Raw genomic sequence first — 15486 nt, 5'->3', positions numbered from 1 at the left:
CCTTCGCCGCGCAGGTCGGACTTTCTAGGATCGATCCATCCTTGAGATGCTCTTGTTGATCCTTTCGTTCCCGACCCGCGATCGCCCCTTCCCAGCTGCCGCCAGCGGCAACAGGCTCGCGTGACTGATCTGGCCGTCAGGGAGCTGCCCCTGTTCCCCCTGCCTGATGTGGTGCTCTTCCCCCAAGAGGTGTTGCCGCTCCACATCTTTGAGCCGCGTTATCGCATGATGCTGCAAACGGCGATGTCGGAAGATCGACGTTTCGGCGTGGTGCGCTGGGACCCCCAGAGCAAACGCATGGCCGAAGTGGGCTGTTGCGCCGAAATCCTTCACTGCCAGGTGCAGGACGACGACCGCAGCAACATCGTCACCATGGGCCAGCAGCGCTTCCGGGTCCTTGACATCGTGCGCGATACGCCGTTCCGGGTGGGCATGGTCAGCTGGATCGAGGACACCGTGAGCGAAAGCCATGAGGAGCTCGAGACCCTTACCAGCACTGTCACCCGGGCCCTGCGGGACGTCGTTGATCTGACCGGCAAGCTGATCGGCAAACCTTCCTCCCTGCCCGCTGATCTGCCCGATCTGCCAAGGGAGCTGTCCTTCTGGATCGGCGCCCATCTCGGCGGTCCGGTGGCCGATCACCAGCAGGCCCTGCTGGAGATCACCGACACCGGCGAACGCTTGCGCCAGGAATACGAACTGCTCGACCAGACCCGGCGGCAGCTGGCGGCCCGCACCGTCCTCAAGGACACCTTCTCCAGCCTCGGCAACGACGACGGCGAGGCCTGACCATGGCGAGCCTGCTGCCCTTCCTCCTGACGGGGGGTGTCCTTGTCGCGGTCCTGGTGGCCCTGCTCTGGCAGCGTCGGTCGCGGGCCTACCTGTCAGCCGCCAGCGTTGCCGCCGCCTACGACCGGTGGACGGACGACCGGCTGCTGGAGCGTCTCTGGGGCGAGCATGTGCATCTGGGGCACTACGGCGATCCCCCCGAATCGCGGGATTTCCGGTCCGCCAAGGCCGCCTTCGTCCACGAACTGGTCCATTGGAGCGGGCTCGACCGCCTGCCGCCCGGCAGCCGGGTACTGGATGTGGGCTGCGGCATCGGCGGCAGCGCCAGGATCCTGGCCCGGGATTACGGCTTCGAGGTGCTGGGCATCAGCATCAGTCCGGCCCAGATCGCCCGGGCTCGGGACCTGACCCCGGCCGATCTGCCGGGGTGCCGCTTCGCCGTCATGGATGCCCTGGCCCTGGATCTGCCGGACGGGGGGCCTGAGGCGGGATTCGACGCGGTCTGGAGTGTGGAGGCCGGCCCCCACATGCCCGACAAGCAGCGCTACGCCGATGAGATGCTGCGCGTGCTGCGCCCTGGCGGCTGCCTGGCGGTGGCCGACTGGAACCGTCGCGATCCGGCCGTCGCCCCCATGAACCGCCTCGAGCGTTGGGTGATGCGCCAGCTGCTCGACCAGTGGGCCCATCCGGAGTTCGCCAGCATCCCTTCCCTGAGGAGAAACCTGGAGACCAGCCCCTGGAACCGCGGCCTTCCGATCAGCACCGATGACTGGACCGGTCCCACCCTGCCCTCCTGGCTGGATTCGATCCTCGAGGGGGTGCGCCGCCCCGGGGCGGTGCTGGGGCTGGGGCCAAGAGCCGTTGTGCAGGGTCTGCGGGAAACGCCGACGCTGCTGTTGATGCACTGGGCCTTTCGCACCGGTCTGATGCAGTTCGGCGTCTTCCGCGGGCCCCTGCCTTGAGGCGATGGCGCCCGCGGGCCGTCGCATGGATCCCAGCGCCAGCCCTCAGAGCCCCTTCTCCTCGGCGGCGAGGTTGGTGAGCGGGTAGGCACCGAAGAGGGCCAGATGCTCGCAGAGGGGGGTGAGATCAGCGATGGCCCCCTCCAGTGGGGCGGATCCCTCGGGAAGCTCGAGATCGACAAAGAAGATGTATTCGCCCATCTCCCGCTTGGAAGGGCGCGACTCGATCCGGCTCATGTTCAGCCCCTGCCGGGCGAAACAGCCCAGGGACTCCAGCAGGGCGCCGGGGCGGTTTGAGTGGAGCGAGAACGCCAGGCTGGCGTAGGGACCCCGCTGGGAGCGTTCCCCACGCCGGAGCAGCAGGAAACGGGTGCAGTTGCCGGGCACATCGTTGATCGGATAGGCCAGCACCTCCAGGCCATGCTCGGCGGCCGCCTCCAGGGAAGCGATGGCGCCCCGGAAGCGGCTGCCGCGCACCAGCCGGGCCGCCTCGGCGGTGGAGCTGGTGGGCAGCTGCAGGGCCTGGGGCAGCTGCTCCCCCAGCCACAGGCTGCACTGGGCCAGGGCCTGGGGATGGGAGAGCACCTCACTGATCGCCTCGAGCGGACCACTGCCCACCAGGGCATGGCGGATGGGCAGCACCAGGGCCCGGGCCACCGCCAGGTCCGGGTGCTCCCAGAGGGCATCGAGACAGCTGGTGACGCCCCCCTCCACGGAGTTCTCCACCGGCACCACCGCCAGCTCGCAATCGCCGTCGGCCAGGGCCCGGATCACGCCGCGGATACCCTGCTGGGGCACGAAATTCACGTCCTCCAGGCTCTCCAGAGCCGCCAGTCGATGCGCCGCCTGCTCGCCATAGGTGCCGACGGGACCGAGAAAGGCAAGACGCATGGCGGTGGGGCGGTCTGGGGTGATCGGTAGGATCATGCCCTGCCGGCCCGCAGGCCATGTCTCTGGCCTTCAGCGCCTGCCAGCAACTCGACCTTCCGGTGGTCAGCGAAGCGGATCGCCTGCCCGCCTATCTGGACGACGAGGAGCGGGTGGTGCACGCCCTGCTCGATCCCCGCCAGCTCGAACCCCTCGGCCCGGGCCGCTATCGCTACACGGTGAGCCAGGTGAAGGTGTTCCAGCTGAAGATCCAGCCGGTGGTGGAGCTGCAGGTCGTGCATCGCAACGGCCGGCTGGAGTTGGAGGCCCTCGACTGCCAGCTCGAGGGGCTGGGGCTGGTGGAGGATTTTCGCCTCGGCCTCTGCTCCTGGCTCGCCGCAGCCGACGGCGGCCTGACGGGCGAAGCCAGCCTCTCGGTGACGGTCAGCCGCCCCACCCTGCTGCAAGTGATCCCCCCCAAGGTGCTGGAGGCCACCGGCCGCTCGGTGCTCGGCGGCATCCTCCTGGGCATCAGCAGCCGGGTGAGTCAGCAACTGCTGGGCGACTTCCAGCGCTGGTGCCGATCGAGCTGAGAAAGCTGCGGCGGTGCAAGGGGGTGGGACCCAGCCGCAGAATCGCCTCCCGGTGCTGGGGGGTTCCATAGCCGGCATGGCGCTCCAGCCCGTAGCCGGGATGGCGCAGCGCCAGGCGCCCCAGCAGGGCATCCCGTTCCTGCTTGGCCAGCACGCTGGCGGCAGCGATCGCGGCGCAACGGCCATCTCCCCCCACCAGGGTGGTCTGCGGCCCGGACCACGGCCTCAGCGGCAGGACCCCATCCACCAGCAGCAGCAGGGGTGGCCGGGGCAGCCGTTGCAGCGCCCGCAACATCGCCCATTCCGTGGCCACGCGCAGACCCCAGCGGTCGATTTCGCTGGCGCTCGCCTGCCCCAGGGCCCAGGCCAGGGCCTGCTGCCGCAGCAGGGGAACCAGGGCCTGGCGGCGTCTGGCGGTGAGCTTCTTGCTGTCGTTGAGACCCGCCGCCGCCAGGGGGCCGAGGGCCGTGGCCGGCAGCACCACGGCCGCCGCAAACACCGGCCCGAACAGGCTGCCCCGGCCGACCTCATCCACCCCGGCACAGGCGGACGGGTCTTGACCTCCCCACTCCGGAGCGTCGGATCGCCCAAGGGCGTCCTGAGCGTGCCGATCAGCCCGAGGCAGAGGAACGGCGCCGGCGCCGGCGCGGTTCGCCGGCCTCGCCGGAGCTCGCCTCGGCCACGAAGACCGCCGTCGTGGCAGCGACCGGAACCGGCGCCGCCACAGGTGCGGCTCGGCCGGGGGAGCGACGGCTGGGTGGCGCCACACTGACGGGTTCGGCAGTGACAGCGTCGGCCTCAGGTTCGAACGGGGCCGGAGTGATCTCCAGGATCGGAACCATGTCGTGGTGATCCCGGGCGTCGGGGGCGACTGAGGCGTAGGCGGCGCCTGAGGCTTGGGGGGCTTCAAAGACGTCGGAAGCCTCCGTGGCTTCGGCCGACCCGTTGCGCCCTTCGCCGTTCCTGCCGCGGCGACGGCGACGGGTGCCGCTGGCGGCCAGTTGCTGGCGGGCTTCCTCGATCACAGCCTCCGGATCAGCGTCGGGGCGAACCACGCGCACCATCAAACTTTCCCCGGTGGGGACCGGATCCAGCAGCAGGGCAGGGCTCAGGCCCATCCAGCCGTAGACCAGCTCCTGTTCCGCGTCCATCGGCACGGCCAGGACTTCAGGCTCCTGGCGGCGCTGGGGAGCGTCGGTGGAGGCCATGGGCTCCTGGGGGGAAGCCACGGTGGCGACGCCGTTGCCACCACCCTCCGAGAAGCCACTCGCCACAGGGACCTCGGCATCGGAACCCCGGCCGCCACGTCCGCCGCGCCGCCGACGGCTGCTACCGCCGACCTCCCCGCTCCCGTTGGAGGGGCTGGCCACGTCGGCCCGGGCCGAAGCGGCCGAACGCACCAGACCAGAGACCGTGGCCAGGGGCTGAAGGGTGTCCTTACCGGGGAGCACGGCCACATGCCCGAGGCCCCCACAGCTGGGACAGGCCCGGCCGAACAGCTCATAGATGTTCTGACCCTGGCGCTTGCGGGTCAGCTCAACCAGGCCGAGCTCGGTGAGCTGAGCGATCTGGGGACGGGCCGTGTCGTCCCGGGACGCCTGGGTGAAGTGCTCCAGCAGCTGCAGCTGGTCGCGCCGGGACTCCATGTCAATGAAGTCGATGATCACGACGCCACCGATGTTGCGCAGCTTCAGCTGGCGGGCGATCTCCAGCGCCGCTTCGCAATTGGTCCACAGAACCGTCTCGCGGGCATTGGCCGAGCGGGTAAACGATCCGGAGTTGACGTCGATGACCGTCAGGGCTTCGGTGGGCTCGATGATCACGTAACCACCGGAGGGGAGATCAACCCGGGGCTTGAGGGCATCGCGAATGGCCGCGTTGACCCGGTAATGCTCCAGGATCTCGGTGGATTCAGCGTGGTGCTCCACCAGGAGATTGGCCTGATCGGAGCCGAGGAAGGCGTTGACCCGCGCCACCGCATCGGCGCTGTCGACCACCACCCGCAGCACATCGGGGCTGTAGAGATCGCGCAGCACCCGATGGATGAAATCCTCGTCGCGGTTGAGCAGCACCGGCGGCGACGCCGTCTCGGCCGCCTGTTGGATCGACTCCCACTGGCGCAGCAGACCCTCGAGGTCGTCAATCAGCATGTCTTCGCTGACGTCCTCGGCCTCGGTGCGGATCAGCAGACCGGCGCCGGGGGGCTTGATCAGCACACCAAGGGCCCGCAGCCGGTTGCGCTCGTTCTCGCCGTCGATGCGGCGGGAGATGTTGACCCCCTGGCCGTGGGGCTGGAGCACCAGGAAGCGGCCCGGCAGGGAGAGGTTGCCGGTGAGGCGCGGTCCCTTGGTGCCCGTGGGCTCCTTCATCACCTGGACGAGCACCTTCTGCCTGGGCTCGAGCAGCTCGGTGATCCCGGCGCCGCCCTTCTTCAGACGCAGGGGCCCAAGATCGGTGATGTGGATGAAGCCGTTCTTCTCGCTTTCTCCGATATTGACGAACGCCGCATCGATCCCGGGCAACACGTTTTCAACGGTTCCGAGATAGACGTCGCCGATCTGATAGCGACCCTGGGCAACGATCAGTTCATCAACGCGCTCGTCGTTGAGCACTGCGGCGATCCGCAACTGCTCAGCGATGACGATCTGCTGGGGCATGGAAGAGATGGTGGGCTCAGTGGAGCCGTGCCAAAGGGCAGGTGGGGGAAGGAATCGGACGCCGACCATGGCGGTCGCGCAGCCACTGAAAAGGAACAGACCAGACCCCGGAAGCAATGGAGTTGGCTGTTTGCCTGGTACAGAACCCTGGAGCCTGGGGCCTGAGGGGGAGCAGAAACGTCGTCGGGCTGGCAGCGTGACGGCAAGGAAAATTTCCCTTCCCGATGCGAAGCAACGAAGACCGAACCAAGCAGTGTTGACTGAAACCGCGCTTTCGCAGAGGAGCTTCTAGAAAGCGTCCCTTGTGCAGAAGCGTCTGGGCGGAGGAGGACGAAAGGGAGGATCCCCGCGATTCCTTTCTCCGTCTAGGGCGAACTTAGCATGCGTCCAGCAGCAGGCATCGGCGCTGGACCGACCCCAGCACCAGGGTTCGGCCGAGGGACTCGCCCAGCCAGTGACGCAGATGTTCGGGCCGCAGACTGCGGCCCTGCAGATCCACTGCAGCCTCCAGATCCAGCACCTGCCCAGCTCCCCCCGGAACCTGGGCCTCCAGCGGCGCTGGGCGGAGGTCGAGCAGGTAGGGGCGGCAGTCCCGTTGACGTGGGCGGCCTTTCTTGTCCTTGTCTTGCCAGGGGAGGGTGGTGGCGGCCAGCAACGCAGCGATGACGGCCGACCACTGGGACGGTGCCGGGGTTGGCTGATCCGGTGCAGGAAGCAGCGAGATCCGCCAGTGGGCGGCGCGGATCTGCTGGGCCAGGCCGGGGGTCGTCAAGGGCACCGCCTGCACCGAGAGCAAGGTCAGCTCGGCGCTGAGCTCTGCCTGGAGGCGCTGGCAGGCCGTCTCCGGATCGATCGGGGCGGCGAAGTCGAGGTCGAGCCACTCCCCCAGACCCTCTACCCCCAGGGGCAGGGGCAGCGCCATCTGCAGCCGGGGCAGGGGGTGGAAACCGCCCGTGAAGCTCACCGGCAGGCCGCTGCGCCGCAGGGCGCGCTCCAGCAGGCGCAGGGTGTCGAGATGGCTGATCAGGGCCAGGGACCCGGTCTTGGCGAAGCCGAAGCGCAGCCGGCAGACGCGCTCGCTGGCAGGGGCCCGTGGCGGGATCGGCGGCGGAATCGGCGGCGGCGGGATCACCACGTTGTGGCCCAGCTCCGGGCCGCAGACACCGCAGCTGCTGCAGCCGTCGAAGGAGCAATCCGGCACCACGGCCGCCGCCAGGGCCCTAAGGAGGTCCTCGGCCAGCCAGGCCTTGTCGACGCCGGAATCAATGTGATCCCAGGGGAGGGGCTGGCGGCAGAAGGCCTCCAGATCGCCTGTGGCGAAGGCCTCCGCCGCGCTCCAGCCGCCCATCTCCAGGGCCCGGTAGGAGCCCCCCAGGCCGGCGGCCTCGATGGCGCCGGTCCAGGCGGCATGGGTGCGATCGGCGGATTCGAACCAGGCGTCCAGCCCCGCTCCGGCCCGCCAGGCCGCCACGATCACCGGCGCCAGCCGCCGGTCCCCACGACCCACGAAGTCCTCCACCGCCGACAGGCGCACGTCGGTGAAGTTCGTCTTGAGGCCCCGCATGGGCCGCAGGGCGTCACGCAGCAACTGCTGCCGGCGCCGGAATTCCGCGGTTGACACGCTGTGCCACTGGAACGGCGTGTGGGGCTTGGGGGTGAAATTGCTGATCGTGATGTTGAGCTGCAACCGGCCCAGATCTCGGCACTGCTGCTGCAACGCCCGGCAGGTGTCGACGATGCCGAGCACATCGGCGTCGGTCTCGCCCGGCAGACCAATCATGAAATAGAGCTTCACCCGGCTGTAGCCGTTCTCCATGGCGGTGCGGATGCCGCGCAGCAGTTCCGCATCGGTGAGCCCCTTGTTGACGATGTCCCGCAGGCGCTGGGTGCCGGCTTCGGGGGCGAAGGTCAGCCCGGCGCGGCGGGTGCCGCCGAGGATGTGGGCGATGGAATTGTCGAAGCGGTCGACCCGCTGGCTTGGCAAGGTGAGGCTGACGTTGTGCTCGGCCAGCCGGTTGCGCAGCTCCACCCCCACCGCCGGCAGGGACAGGTAATCACTGCAGCTGAGCGACAGCAACGAGAAGTCGCTGTAGCCGGTGCGCAGCATGCCCTCCTCCACCGCTTCGATCACCGCCTCGGGCTCCACATCCCTGGCAGGGCGCGTCAGCATTCCCGGCTGGCAGAAGCGGCAACCGCGGGTGCAGCCGCGGCGGATCTCCACGGTGAGCCGGTCGTGGACCGTTTCGATGTGGGGAACCAGGCCCATGGCGTAGTGGGGCATGGGGGTGGCGGTGCGCCGCTGGATCCGGGGGGCCAGGCCAGGCTCCAGCGGCAGCAGGCTCACCCCATCGGGCCCCGGCGCGTACAGGGCGGGCACATAGACCCCCGGCACCTCGGCAAGATCCCGCAGCAGAGCCCGGCGGCCCAGGCCAGCGGCCCTGCCCTCGGCCACCACCAGGCCGATCTCGGGCAGCAGCTCCTCCCCATCCCCCAGGGCCAGGAAATCGAAGAACGGCGCGAAGGGCTCGGGGTTGCCGGTGGCGGTGGGTCCGCCGGCGAAGATCAGCGGCGCTGCCGCCGGATCGTCCAGGGGCAGGTCGCCCCGGTCGGCGGCCAGGATCGGGAGGCCCGCCAGATCCAGCATCTCAAGGATGTTGGTGCCACCCAGTTCGTAGCTGAGGCTGAAGCCGAGGATGTCGAAGGCCGCCAGGGGCCGGTGGCTTTCCACCGCGAACAGGGGCGCGCCCCGCTCCCGCAGCCGGGCCGCCAGATCGGGCGCCGGCAGGTAGGCCCGATCGCAGAGCTGGCCGGGGACGGCGTTGAGGATCGCGTAGAGCAGCATGTGGCCGAGGTTGCTGGCGCCGACCTCGTAGACCTCCGGATAGGTGAGGGCCCAGCGCACCCGCGCCGCCGACCAGTCCCGGGGCTCCACCCCGCGCTCATTGCCCAGGTACCGGGCTGGCCGGGAGATGCTGCTGTCCACCAGCGCGGCGAAGTCGATCGGCGCAACGGTCAAGGCCAGGGACTGCGAGCTGAAACCGATCGTAGGCAGGCCGCACCGCGCCATAGGAAGATGCCGCCTGGCCCAGCCGCTACGCCTTCCGCTTCCCTCCCATGGTTCAGGTCAACGACAGCTATCTCAAGCTCAAGGCGGGCTATCTGTTCCCCGAGATCGCCCGGCGCGTCAAGGCCTTCAGTGAGGCCCACCCCGAGGCTCCCGTGATCCGCCTGGGCATCGGCGACGTCACCGAACCCCTGCCGGCGGCTTGCCGGGAGGCGATGAAGCAGGCCATCGAAGCCATGGGCACCCGGGAGGGCTTCCACGGCTACGGGCCCGAACAGGGCTACGCCTGGCTGCGGGAGGCGATCGCCCGCCACGACTTCCAGTCCCGCGGCTGCGAGGTGAGCGCCGAGGAGATCTTCGTCTCCGACGGCTCCAAGTGCGACAGCAGCAACATCCTCGACATCCTTGGGGCCGGCAACCGCATCGCCGTCACCGATCCGGTCTACCCGGTGTACGTGGACAGCAACGTGATGGCGGGCCGCACCGGCGAAGCCGACGCCGGCGGGCGCTACGGGGGCCTCACTTACCTGCCGATCACCGCGGCCAACGGCTTCGTCGCCCCCCTGCCCGAGCAGCCGGTGGATCTGATCTATCTCTGTTTCCCCAACAACCCCACCGGGGCCGTCGCCACCCGGGAGCAGCTGAAGCAGTGGGTGGACTACGCCCTGGCCCACGGGGCCCTGATCCTGTTCGACGCCGCCTACGAGGCGTTCATCACTGATCCCGACCTGCCCCATTCCATCTACGAGATCGAAGGGGCGCGCCGCTGCGCCATCGAGTTCCGCTCCTTCTCCAAGAACGCCGGCTTCACCGGCACCCGCTGCGCCTTCACCGTGGTGCCCCGGGGGCTCACCGGCACGTCGGCCAGCGGCGAACCGGTGGAGCTGTGGGGGCTCTGGAACCGGCGCCAGAGCACCAAATTCAACGGGGTGAGCTACATCGTGCAGCGGGGGGCGGCGGCGGTGTACTCCCCGGAAGGCCAGGAACAGGTGCGGGCCCTGGTGAGCTTTTACATGGAGAACGCGGCCATCATCCGCCGCGAACTGACGGCCGCCGGGCTGCAGGTGCACGGTGGCGAGCAGGCCCCCTACGTCTGGATCAAGACCCCCGAAGGCCTGGATTCCTGGGCCTTCTTCGACCATCTGCTCGGAAAGGCCCATGTGGTGGGCACCCCGGGCAGCGGCTTCGGCGCCGCCGGCGAAGGCTATTTCCGCCTGTCGGCGTTCAACTCCCGCGCCAAGGTCGACGAGGCAATGCGCCGGATCCGGGATCTTTAGAGTTGGGCCCTATGAGGACCGGAGCGGCCATGCCCATGACCATCCCGGCGGCGACTGAAACCCCCACCCGATCGCCGGGGGGCGCTGCTGTGATCGAGAAGGCGCCGGAGCGGGTGCGCAAGACCTCGCCCCGCTACAAGGTGCTGCTTCACAACGATCCGGTGAACAGCATGGAATACGTGGTGAACACCCTGCGCCAGGTGGTTCCCTCCCTGAGCGAGCAGGATGCCATCGCCGTGATGCTGGAAGCCCACAACACCGGCGTGGGGCTCGTGATCGTCTGCGATCTGGAGCCGGCGGAGTTCTACAGCGAAACCCTCAAGGCCAAGGGCCTCACCAGCACGATCGAGCCGGAGAGCTGAGTGCGCCCCCGCTGGATCGGCACGTTGCTCTACGTGCCCGTGCTCTACGGCCTGGGCTGGTTGCTTACGCGCCCCCTGGGCAGCCTCGCCCCTGGCCTGCGCCCCGATCAGGTCGATCTGGCCGGGGCCGTGGTGGCCCTGCTGCTGCTGCTGCTGACACTGCCCTTGCGGTTGCGGCGGGCCTGGGGGGAATCCCACCCCTGGCGCACCCTTGGGGTGGTGGCCCCACCGCTGGCGATCCTGGGATCCTTCGGGCGGGGACTGCTGAAGGCGCTGGCGCTGCTGGCCCTGGTGGTGGGCGCCCTGCTGGCCTCGGGAAGTGCCCGATGGATCGGCCTGGCCGGCCTGAATGGGAGCGAGTGGCTCAACGCCCTGGCCCTGGTGGTGGGGGTGGGCTTCGCCGAGGAACTGGTGTTCCGGGGCTGGTTGTGGGGCGAACTGCAGGGCCTGATGGCACCGCGGGCGGCCCTGCTGCTGCAGGCGGCCCTCTTCGCCCTGGTCCACCCCTGGAGCCGTGCCGGCCTGGTGGGGGCGGTAGGGCTGCTCGGCGGTCTGTTTCTGCTGGGGCTGAACCTGGCCCTGCTGCGCCGGGACGATCAGGGGATCCTCTGGGGCCCCATCGGTCTGCACGGAGGGCTTGTGGGGGGCTGGTTCGCCCTGCAGGCGGGCCTGCTGGAGCTGCTGCCCGACGCACCCCAATGGCTGGCCGGCCCGGGCAGCAGCCAGCCCAACCCCATCGGGGGGCTGGTGGGGTGGATCGGACTGGGGGGGCTGCTGGTGCTTCGGGGCTGCCGGAAGGGGCGGTGCCGAGAGGAGGCGATGGCCGACACAAGCGGTTGAGAATCTGGTTGTCAGTCCGGCTGGCGGTTCCTCAGCCCACGTGGTCAACCACCAAGGCCCATCCGGCCCATCGGCTGCAGGCCCTTGGCGGAGCAAACCGCAGGGGAATCAGAGGACGAAGTCGGTGGCAATAAAGGTATGCGACCCATTCACCTGGATCGTGAATTCCGCTCCACTCGCTCCTGTGGTGTTGCCCTCAACGATGGTGTTGGGGCCGTCCTGGAAGAAACGCAACTGACCCGCAGCCGAGAAAGCGGCATTGCCGATGAAGTTGAAGTTCTGGTTGCCAGCCACGCCGGTGTTCGCGTCAATGCCATTGACATCGATCAGATCACCGCCGGCGACCTCGGCTCCGACAAAATCCGTGATGGTGTCACGGGTCGCCGCCGTCGTTCCCGAATCGGCACTGAAGAGGTAGACAAACGTGTCATCGCCGAGTCCGCCGGTCAGGAGATCGACGTTCCCAGCCCCGTTCAGCCTGTTGTTGTTGTTGTCGCCAGTCAGGACGTCAGCCCCACCATTGGACCGCACATTTTCGATCCCGGAGATCGAAGAAAAGCCACTGGCCGTGCCAAGTGCCAGATTGACGGTGACTCCCCCAGCAGTCGATTCGTACAACAGCACATCTCCCGTACCTGCCCCCAGGTTGGCCGTCACTGACTCCACGTTGGTCAATGTTCCGCCTTCGAAGGCGGTGATGGAGGATCCGTTGAAGGTGACCGTGAGGATTTGATTGCCCCCACCAGACGTGAGCACCAGGGTATCGGTGTCAGTACCCCCATCCACCGAGTCGACACCATGGGAATCGACGGTGTAATTGATGGTGTCATTACCGGCCCCGCCGCGGACGGTGTCGTTACCGGTGCCGCCGGTGAGGGTGTCGTTGCCCCCACCCCCCAGCAGAACATCGGCCAGGTCACCGGTGGCAATGGAATCATTGCCGTCATCACCACTGACCCAGTCGGCGAAGCCGGCTGCAAGGGTGAGGGTGTCGTTGCCCTGCCCACCGGCGGTGAGCTTGGTGAAGGACGCACCATTAACGGTGCTGGTCCCGGTGAGACTGATGAACTTGTTATCGCCTGGGTCAACGTATTTGAGGGCAAGGCCAGGTCCGCTGAAGACGTTCGTACCGCTCAGAACCGGAAGCACCCCAATGGTTGGGCCATTGATGCGAAGGCCGAAGCCATTGGCAATGGTCGAAAACGTGTTCGATGTCAGCGTGATGAGCTTGCTGACATCGTAGAGATCAAGATAAGAACCATTCTGGAACTTATTTCCGGTCAGCGTAGCTGCAACGTTGCCGAGGATATTCCCCTGCGACCTAACGTTTTGGTTCTCTGAGCGGGTGAACGTATTGCCTGAGATCAGAACCGTACCGGCGGCAACGGAACCTGTGAAGTTGAGGATGTTGAAGCTGCTCAGGAACCCGGCTTCATCGAAGAGGCTGTCGAGGATCTGAACATTGCCGTTGTTGTTCCAGCTGTGCAGGAAAGCGGAGCCACCCCCGGTCACGGGATTGAATCCGGTCTGCCCCTTCAAGCTGACCGTGACATCGCGCAGGGTCAGATCCACCGTGATCGGTGCGGTGGCCAAAAACGAGGTCAACGACATGTAGAGGTTGCCGTTGCCGTTCCAGCCCGTGTGGGTGCCGGTGAAGGTGACATCGCTCACCAGGAACGACCCGGATGTGGCCCGCAGCAGGGCGCCGCCATCGGAGAGGCCACCCGCGGTGTACTCCAGGGTGAGGTTCTCGACGCTGCCCGGACCGAAGGCCCCATCCACGTTTCGCTGGAAGATGCGGGTGTCCTTGACGATGGTGCCCGCCTCGGAGGTGCCCCTCACCGTGTAGCCGGAGGCCTGGACGACCCCAGCGACGGAGGTCTGCTTGGCCAGGGACCGGACGGAGGCGTAGATGCCATTGTCCAGAAGGATGGTGTCCACTGCGGCCGCCGCATTGATCTCCTCACGGAGCGTGGGGGATCCGGAGGTGTTGACGTTGGTGGTGGCCATGCTGGGGAAGCGCTTGGGAGAGCCTGGGGTGGAAGAGGCCTGCAGGGCAGGCGCCTGCGACCGCGGCCGTGCCGCTTGAGTCGTAAGTTTACCTTAAATACCTTAAAATTCTCGAACAGCCCTTTTGCTGCAATCGTGACAGGGTTACTGCCGATCGCTGCTCAGAGCGTCGCCGTCGCCAGGGCCCGCCGCCCCTCCACCGGCGCCCGCAGCGCCTCCTCCAGGGGAGCCACGCCGTACTCCCGCTCCAGCAGGGCCATCACGGTGCGGCCAAAATCGGCCGGGTTGCGTTCGAAGGCCTCCAGGCAGATCCGGCCGAACACCCGCCCCATCGGCTCGGGGTTCCAGAGCAGCTTGCGGGCCGTCCAGGGCATCAGGCTCATGGGGTCGTAACCGGGCTTGAGCATCCCCTGGTCGAAGGCGTACTGCTCCAGGTGGGTGTGGGGCTGGAGGCCGATGAAGAAGATGGCCGGCTCCACCTTGTCGGCACCGAAGATCCGCTCCAGTTCCCTGTGGTAGGCAATCGTCTGGCGGATGGTCTCGGGCCGCTCGTCGATGACGTTGAACGAATAGTTGACGGAGACATGCTCACGGAAGCCCGCCGCCGCCAGCAGGCGGCAGTTCTCCAGCACCGTGCGCAGGTTGTAGCCCATGCGCATCTTGCGGACGAGCTCCTGGGACCCCGAGGTGATGCCGATCTCGAAGTAACTCATCCCTGTGGCCACCATCAGTTCGGCCAGCTCGGCGTCCAGGTTGTCGGCACGGATGTAGGCGGCCCAGCGGATATCTCTGAGGCCCTCAGCCTGAATGGCCCGCAGCAACTGCTTGGCATCGTCGATGTAGCGCCTGGCCGGGATGAACTGGGCATCGGTGAACCAGAAACCCCGCACCCCGCGGTCGTACAACTGCCGCATCTCCCCCACCACCTCGTCGATGGGGTTGACGCGCACCGCTTTCCCCTCCACGACGGTGTAGACGCAGTAGCAGCAGTTGTGCGGGCAGCCGCGCTTGGTCTGGACCCCGACGTAGAAGTCGCCGCCGTCCAGGTACCAGGGCAACTGGGGCCAGATCGAGGCGATGTAGGCGTAGTCGCAGGCGGTTTTCTCCAGGCCCGCCGGTTGCTCGTGGATCAGGCCCTGACGGGGGGCGTCCCCCACCACGTAGCAACGCTCCGATTGCAGCGACTGGCCGCGGATCAGCTTCTCCAGCAGCCCTTCCCCCTCCCCCACCGACACCACGGTGCCCCTGGGGAGACCGCGTCCCAACTGCTCATAGAAGACACTCACCGCCCCACCGCCGATCACGACCCGGGCCTCCGGGTGATGGCGCCGGGACCGCCGCAGGCCCCGGCGCACCAGCCGCAGGTTGCGCCATAGCTCTCCGTAGTAGGAGCCCATCAGCCGCAGTCCGCCAAACGCGCCGCGCAGGCGCTTGAGGGGATTGGAGGAATAGAACACCTCGAAGGAGTTCTGCAGCGGGTTGCCGCCCCGGCCATCCACCGGCGCATAGATCTGGATGTCCCGCCAGGAGAACACCAGCAGGGTGGGGCGGAACTGATCCACCACCTCCAGCAGCACCCGCTGGACATCGAGCAGGGGCACGGCCGCCAGGTCCAGGATGCGCTGGGGCAGGGCGGGGAAGCACTTGTGCAGGTGATCGGCCAAGTAGATGGGGCCAATCGGAAAGATCGGATTGCAGGGCAGCCGCACCAGCAGCACCCGTTGATCGCTCACGGCTCGCGCGGCTCGAGGGGGTGCTCGGACGCTAACAAGCTTGTCCTGACCGCCGGTGGCCGGGCCGAAGCACAGCTTTTCTTCATGAAGGCCCCGCTCACACTCCGCAACACTCTGTTACAGTCCGTTCAGGTGGGATTCCGCCTCTACCTCCTTCATCGGATCAGCGCTACCGCGCTGCCCGCTGTCACCTTCTCTGCACTCATGACCGCCACTCTCCAGCAGCGCTCCGGCGCTTCGGTGTGGAACCAGTTCTGTGAGTGGGTCACCTCCACCAACAACCGCCTCTACGTCGGTTGGTTCGGTGTGCTGATGATCCCCACCCTGCTGGC

Annotated in this window: 12 protein-coding genes and 1 pseudogene; 7 read left to right on the top strand and 6 right to left on the bottom strand. The window is 67.6% G+C overall.

Going from position 1 to position 15486, the window contains the following annotated elements; genetic code table 11:
• The first annotated feature begins 120 nt into the window (after positions 1-120).
• Positions 121-789 carry an LON peptidase substrate-binding domain-containing protein gene (locus tag KQ305_RS00310; RefSeq protein WP_259723485.1) on the top strand — a complete coding sequence of 223 codons (669 nt, stop codon included), beginning with the start codon at positions 121-123 and terminating at the stop codon, positions 787-789.
• A gap of 2 nt (positions 790-791) precedes the next feature.
• Positions 792-1751, top strand: a complete 960-nt coding sequence (locus KQ305_RS00305; protein WP_259723484.1) for a methyltransferase domain-containing protein — start codon at positions 792-794, stop codon at positions 1749-1751.
• Between the two features lie 45 nt (positions 1752-1796).
• Here the strand turns inward: KQ305_RS00305 and pheA are convergent, their stop codons facing one another.
• Complete coding sequence (gene pheA / locus KQ305_RS00300) at positions 1797-2642, bottom strand: prephenate dehydratase (protein WP_259723521.1); 846 nt, start codon at positions 2640-2642, stop codon at positions 1797-1799.
• A 56-nt stretch (positions 2643-2698) separates the two neighbouring features.
• Here pheA and KQ305_RS00295 point away from each other — a divergent pair, with 56 nt between their 5' ends.
• Positions 2699-3211 (top strand): DUF1997 domain-containing protein, encoded by a 513-nt coding sequence (locus tag KQ305_RS00295; protein WP_259723483.1) that lies wholly within the window; start codon positions 2699-2701, stop codon positions 3209-3211.
• On the opposite strand, the gene KQ305_RS00290 is transcribed toward KQ305_RS00295, so the two are convergent.
• From KQ305_RS00290 to KQ305_RS00280, 3 genes are all read right to left on the bottom strand, one after another.
• Entirely contained in the window at positions 3150-3746 is a 597-nt protein-coding gene (locus KQ305_RS00290) for a ribonuclease HII (protein ID WP_259723482.1), read from the bottom strand. The two genes, KQ305_RS00295 and KQ305_RS00290, sit on opposite strands and share 62 nt — an antisense overlap.
• A 76-nt stretch (positions 3747-3822) precedes the next feature.
• A complete protein-coding gene (locus KQ305_RS00285; RefSeq protein WP_259723481.1) occupies positions 3823-5868 on the bottom strand; it encodes an Rne/Rng family ribonuclease in 2046 nt (681 codons plus the stop codon).
• Positions 5869-6244: 376 nt separating this feature from the next.
• On the bottom strand, positions 6245-8935 hold the full coding sequence (locus KQ305_RS00280) for a TIGR03960 family B12-binding radical SAM protein (protein WP_259723480.1): 2691 nt from the start codon (positions 8933-8935) through the stop codon (positions 6245-6247).
• Positions 8936-8982: 47 nt separating this feature from the next.
• On the opposite strand from KQ305_RS00280, the gene KQ305_RS00275 reads away from it, so the two are divergent.
• The 3 genes from KQ305_RS00275 to KQ305_RS00265 are packed head-to-tail and all read left to right on the top strand — an operon-like array spanning position 8983 to position 11411.
• Positions 8983-10209, top strand: coding sequence for an LL-diaminopimelate aminotransferase (locus KQ305_RS00275; RefSeq protein WP_259723479.1), 1227 nt, complete (start codon positions 8983-8985; stop codon positions 10207-10209).
• Between the two features lie 29 nt (positions 10210-10238).
• Positions 10239-10571 carry an ATP-dependent Clp protease adapter ClpS gene (gene clpS, locus KQ305_RS00270; protein ID WP_254951654.1) on the top strand — a complete coding sequence of 111 codons (333 nt, stop codon included), beginning with the start codon at positions 10239-10241 and terminating at the stop codon, positions 10569-10571.
• Positions 10572-11411 (top strand): type II CAAX prenyl endopeptidase Rce1 family protein, encoded by an 840-nt coding sequence (locus tag KQ305_RS00265; protein ID WP_259723478.1) that lies wholly within the window; start codon positions 10572-10574, stop codon positions 11409-11411.
• 108 nt (positions 11412-11519) lie between these two features.
• Here KQ305_RS00265 and KQ305_RS00260 read toward each other — a convergent pair whose 3' ends face one another.
• Together KQ305_RS00260 and KQ305_RS00255 are read right to left on the bottom strand one after the other, a co-directional pair.
• Positions 11520-13421, bottom strand: coding sequence for a calcium-binding protein (locus tag KQ305_RS00260; RefSeq protein WP_259723477.1), 1902 nt, complete (start codon positions 13419-13421; stop codon positions 11520-11522).
• A gap of 161 nt (positions 13422-13582) precedes the next feature.
• Positions 13583-15154, bottom strand: coding sequence for a photosystem II high light acclimation radical SAM protein (locus KQ305_RS00255; protein ID WP_259723476.1), 1572 nt, complete (start codon positions 15152-15154; stop codon positions 13583-13585).
• 204 nt (positions 15155-15358) lie between these two features.
• Here KQ305_RS00255 and KQ305_RS00250 point away from each other — a divergent pair.
• Positions 15359-15486: pseudogene (locus tag KQ305_RS00250) on the top strand (photosystem II q(b) protein); the annotation flags it as partial.

Origin of the sequence: Synechococcus sp. CS-1332, from assembly GCF_025127995.1 — a bacterium.
GTDB lineage: Bacteria > Cyanobacteriota > Cyanobacteriia > PCC-6307 > Cyanobiaceae > Cyanobium.
This window is presented reverse-complemented; position numbering and strand designations above follow the sequence as displayed.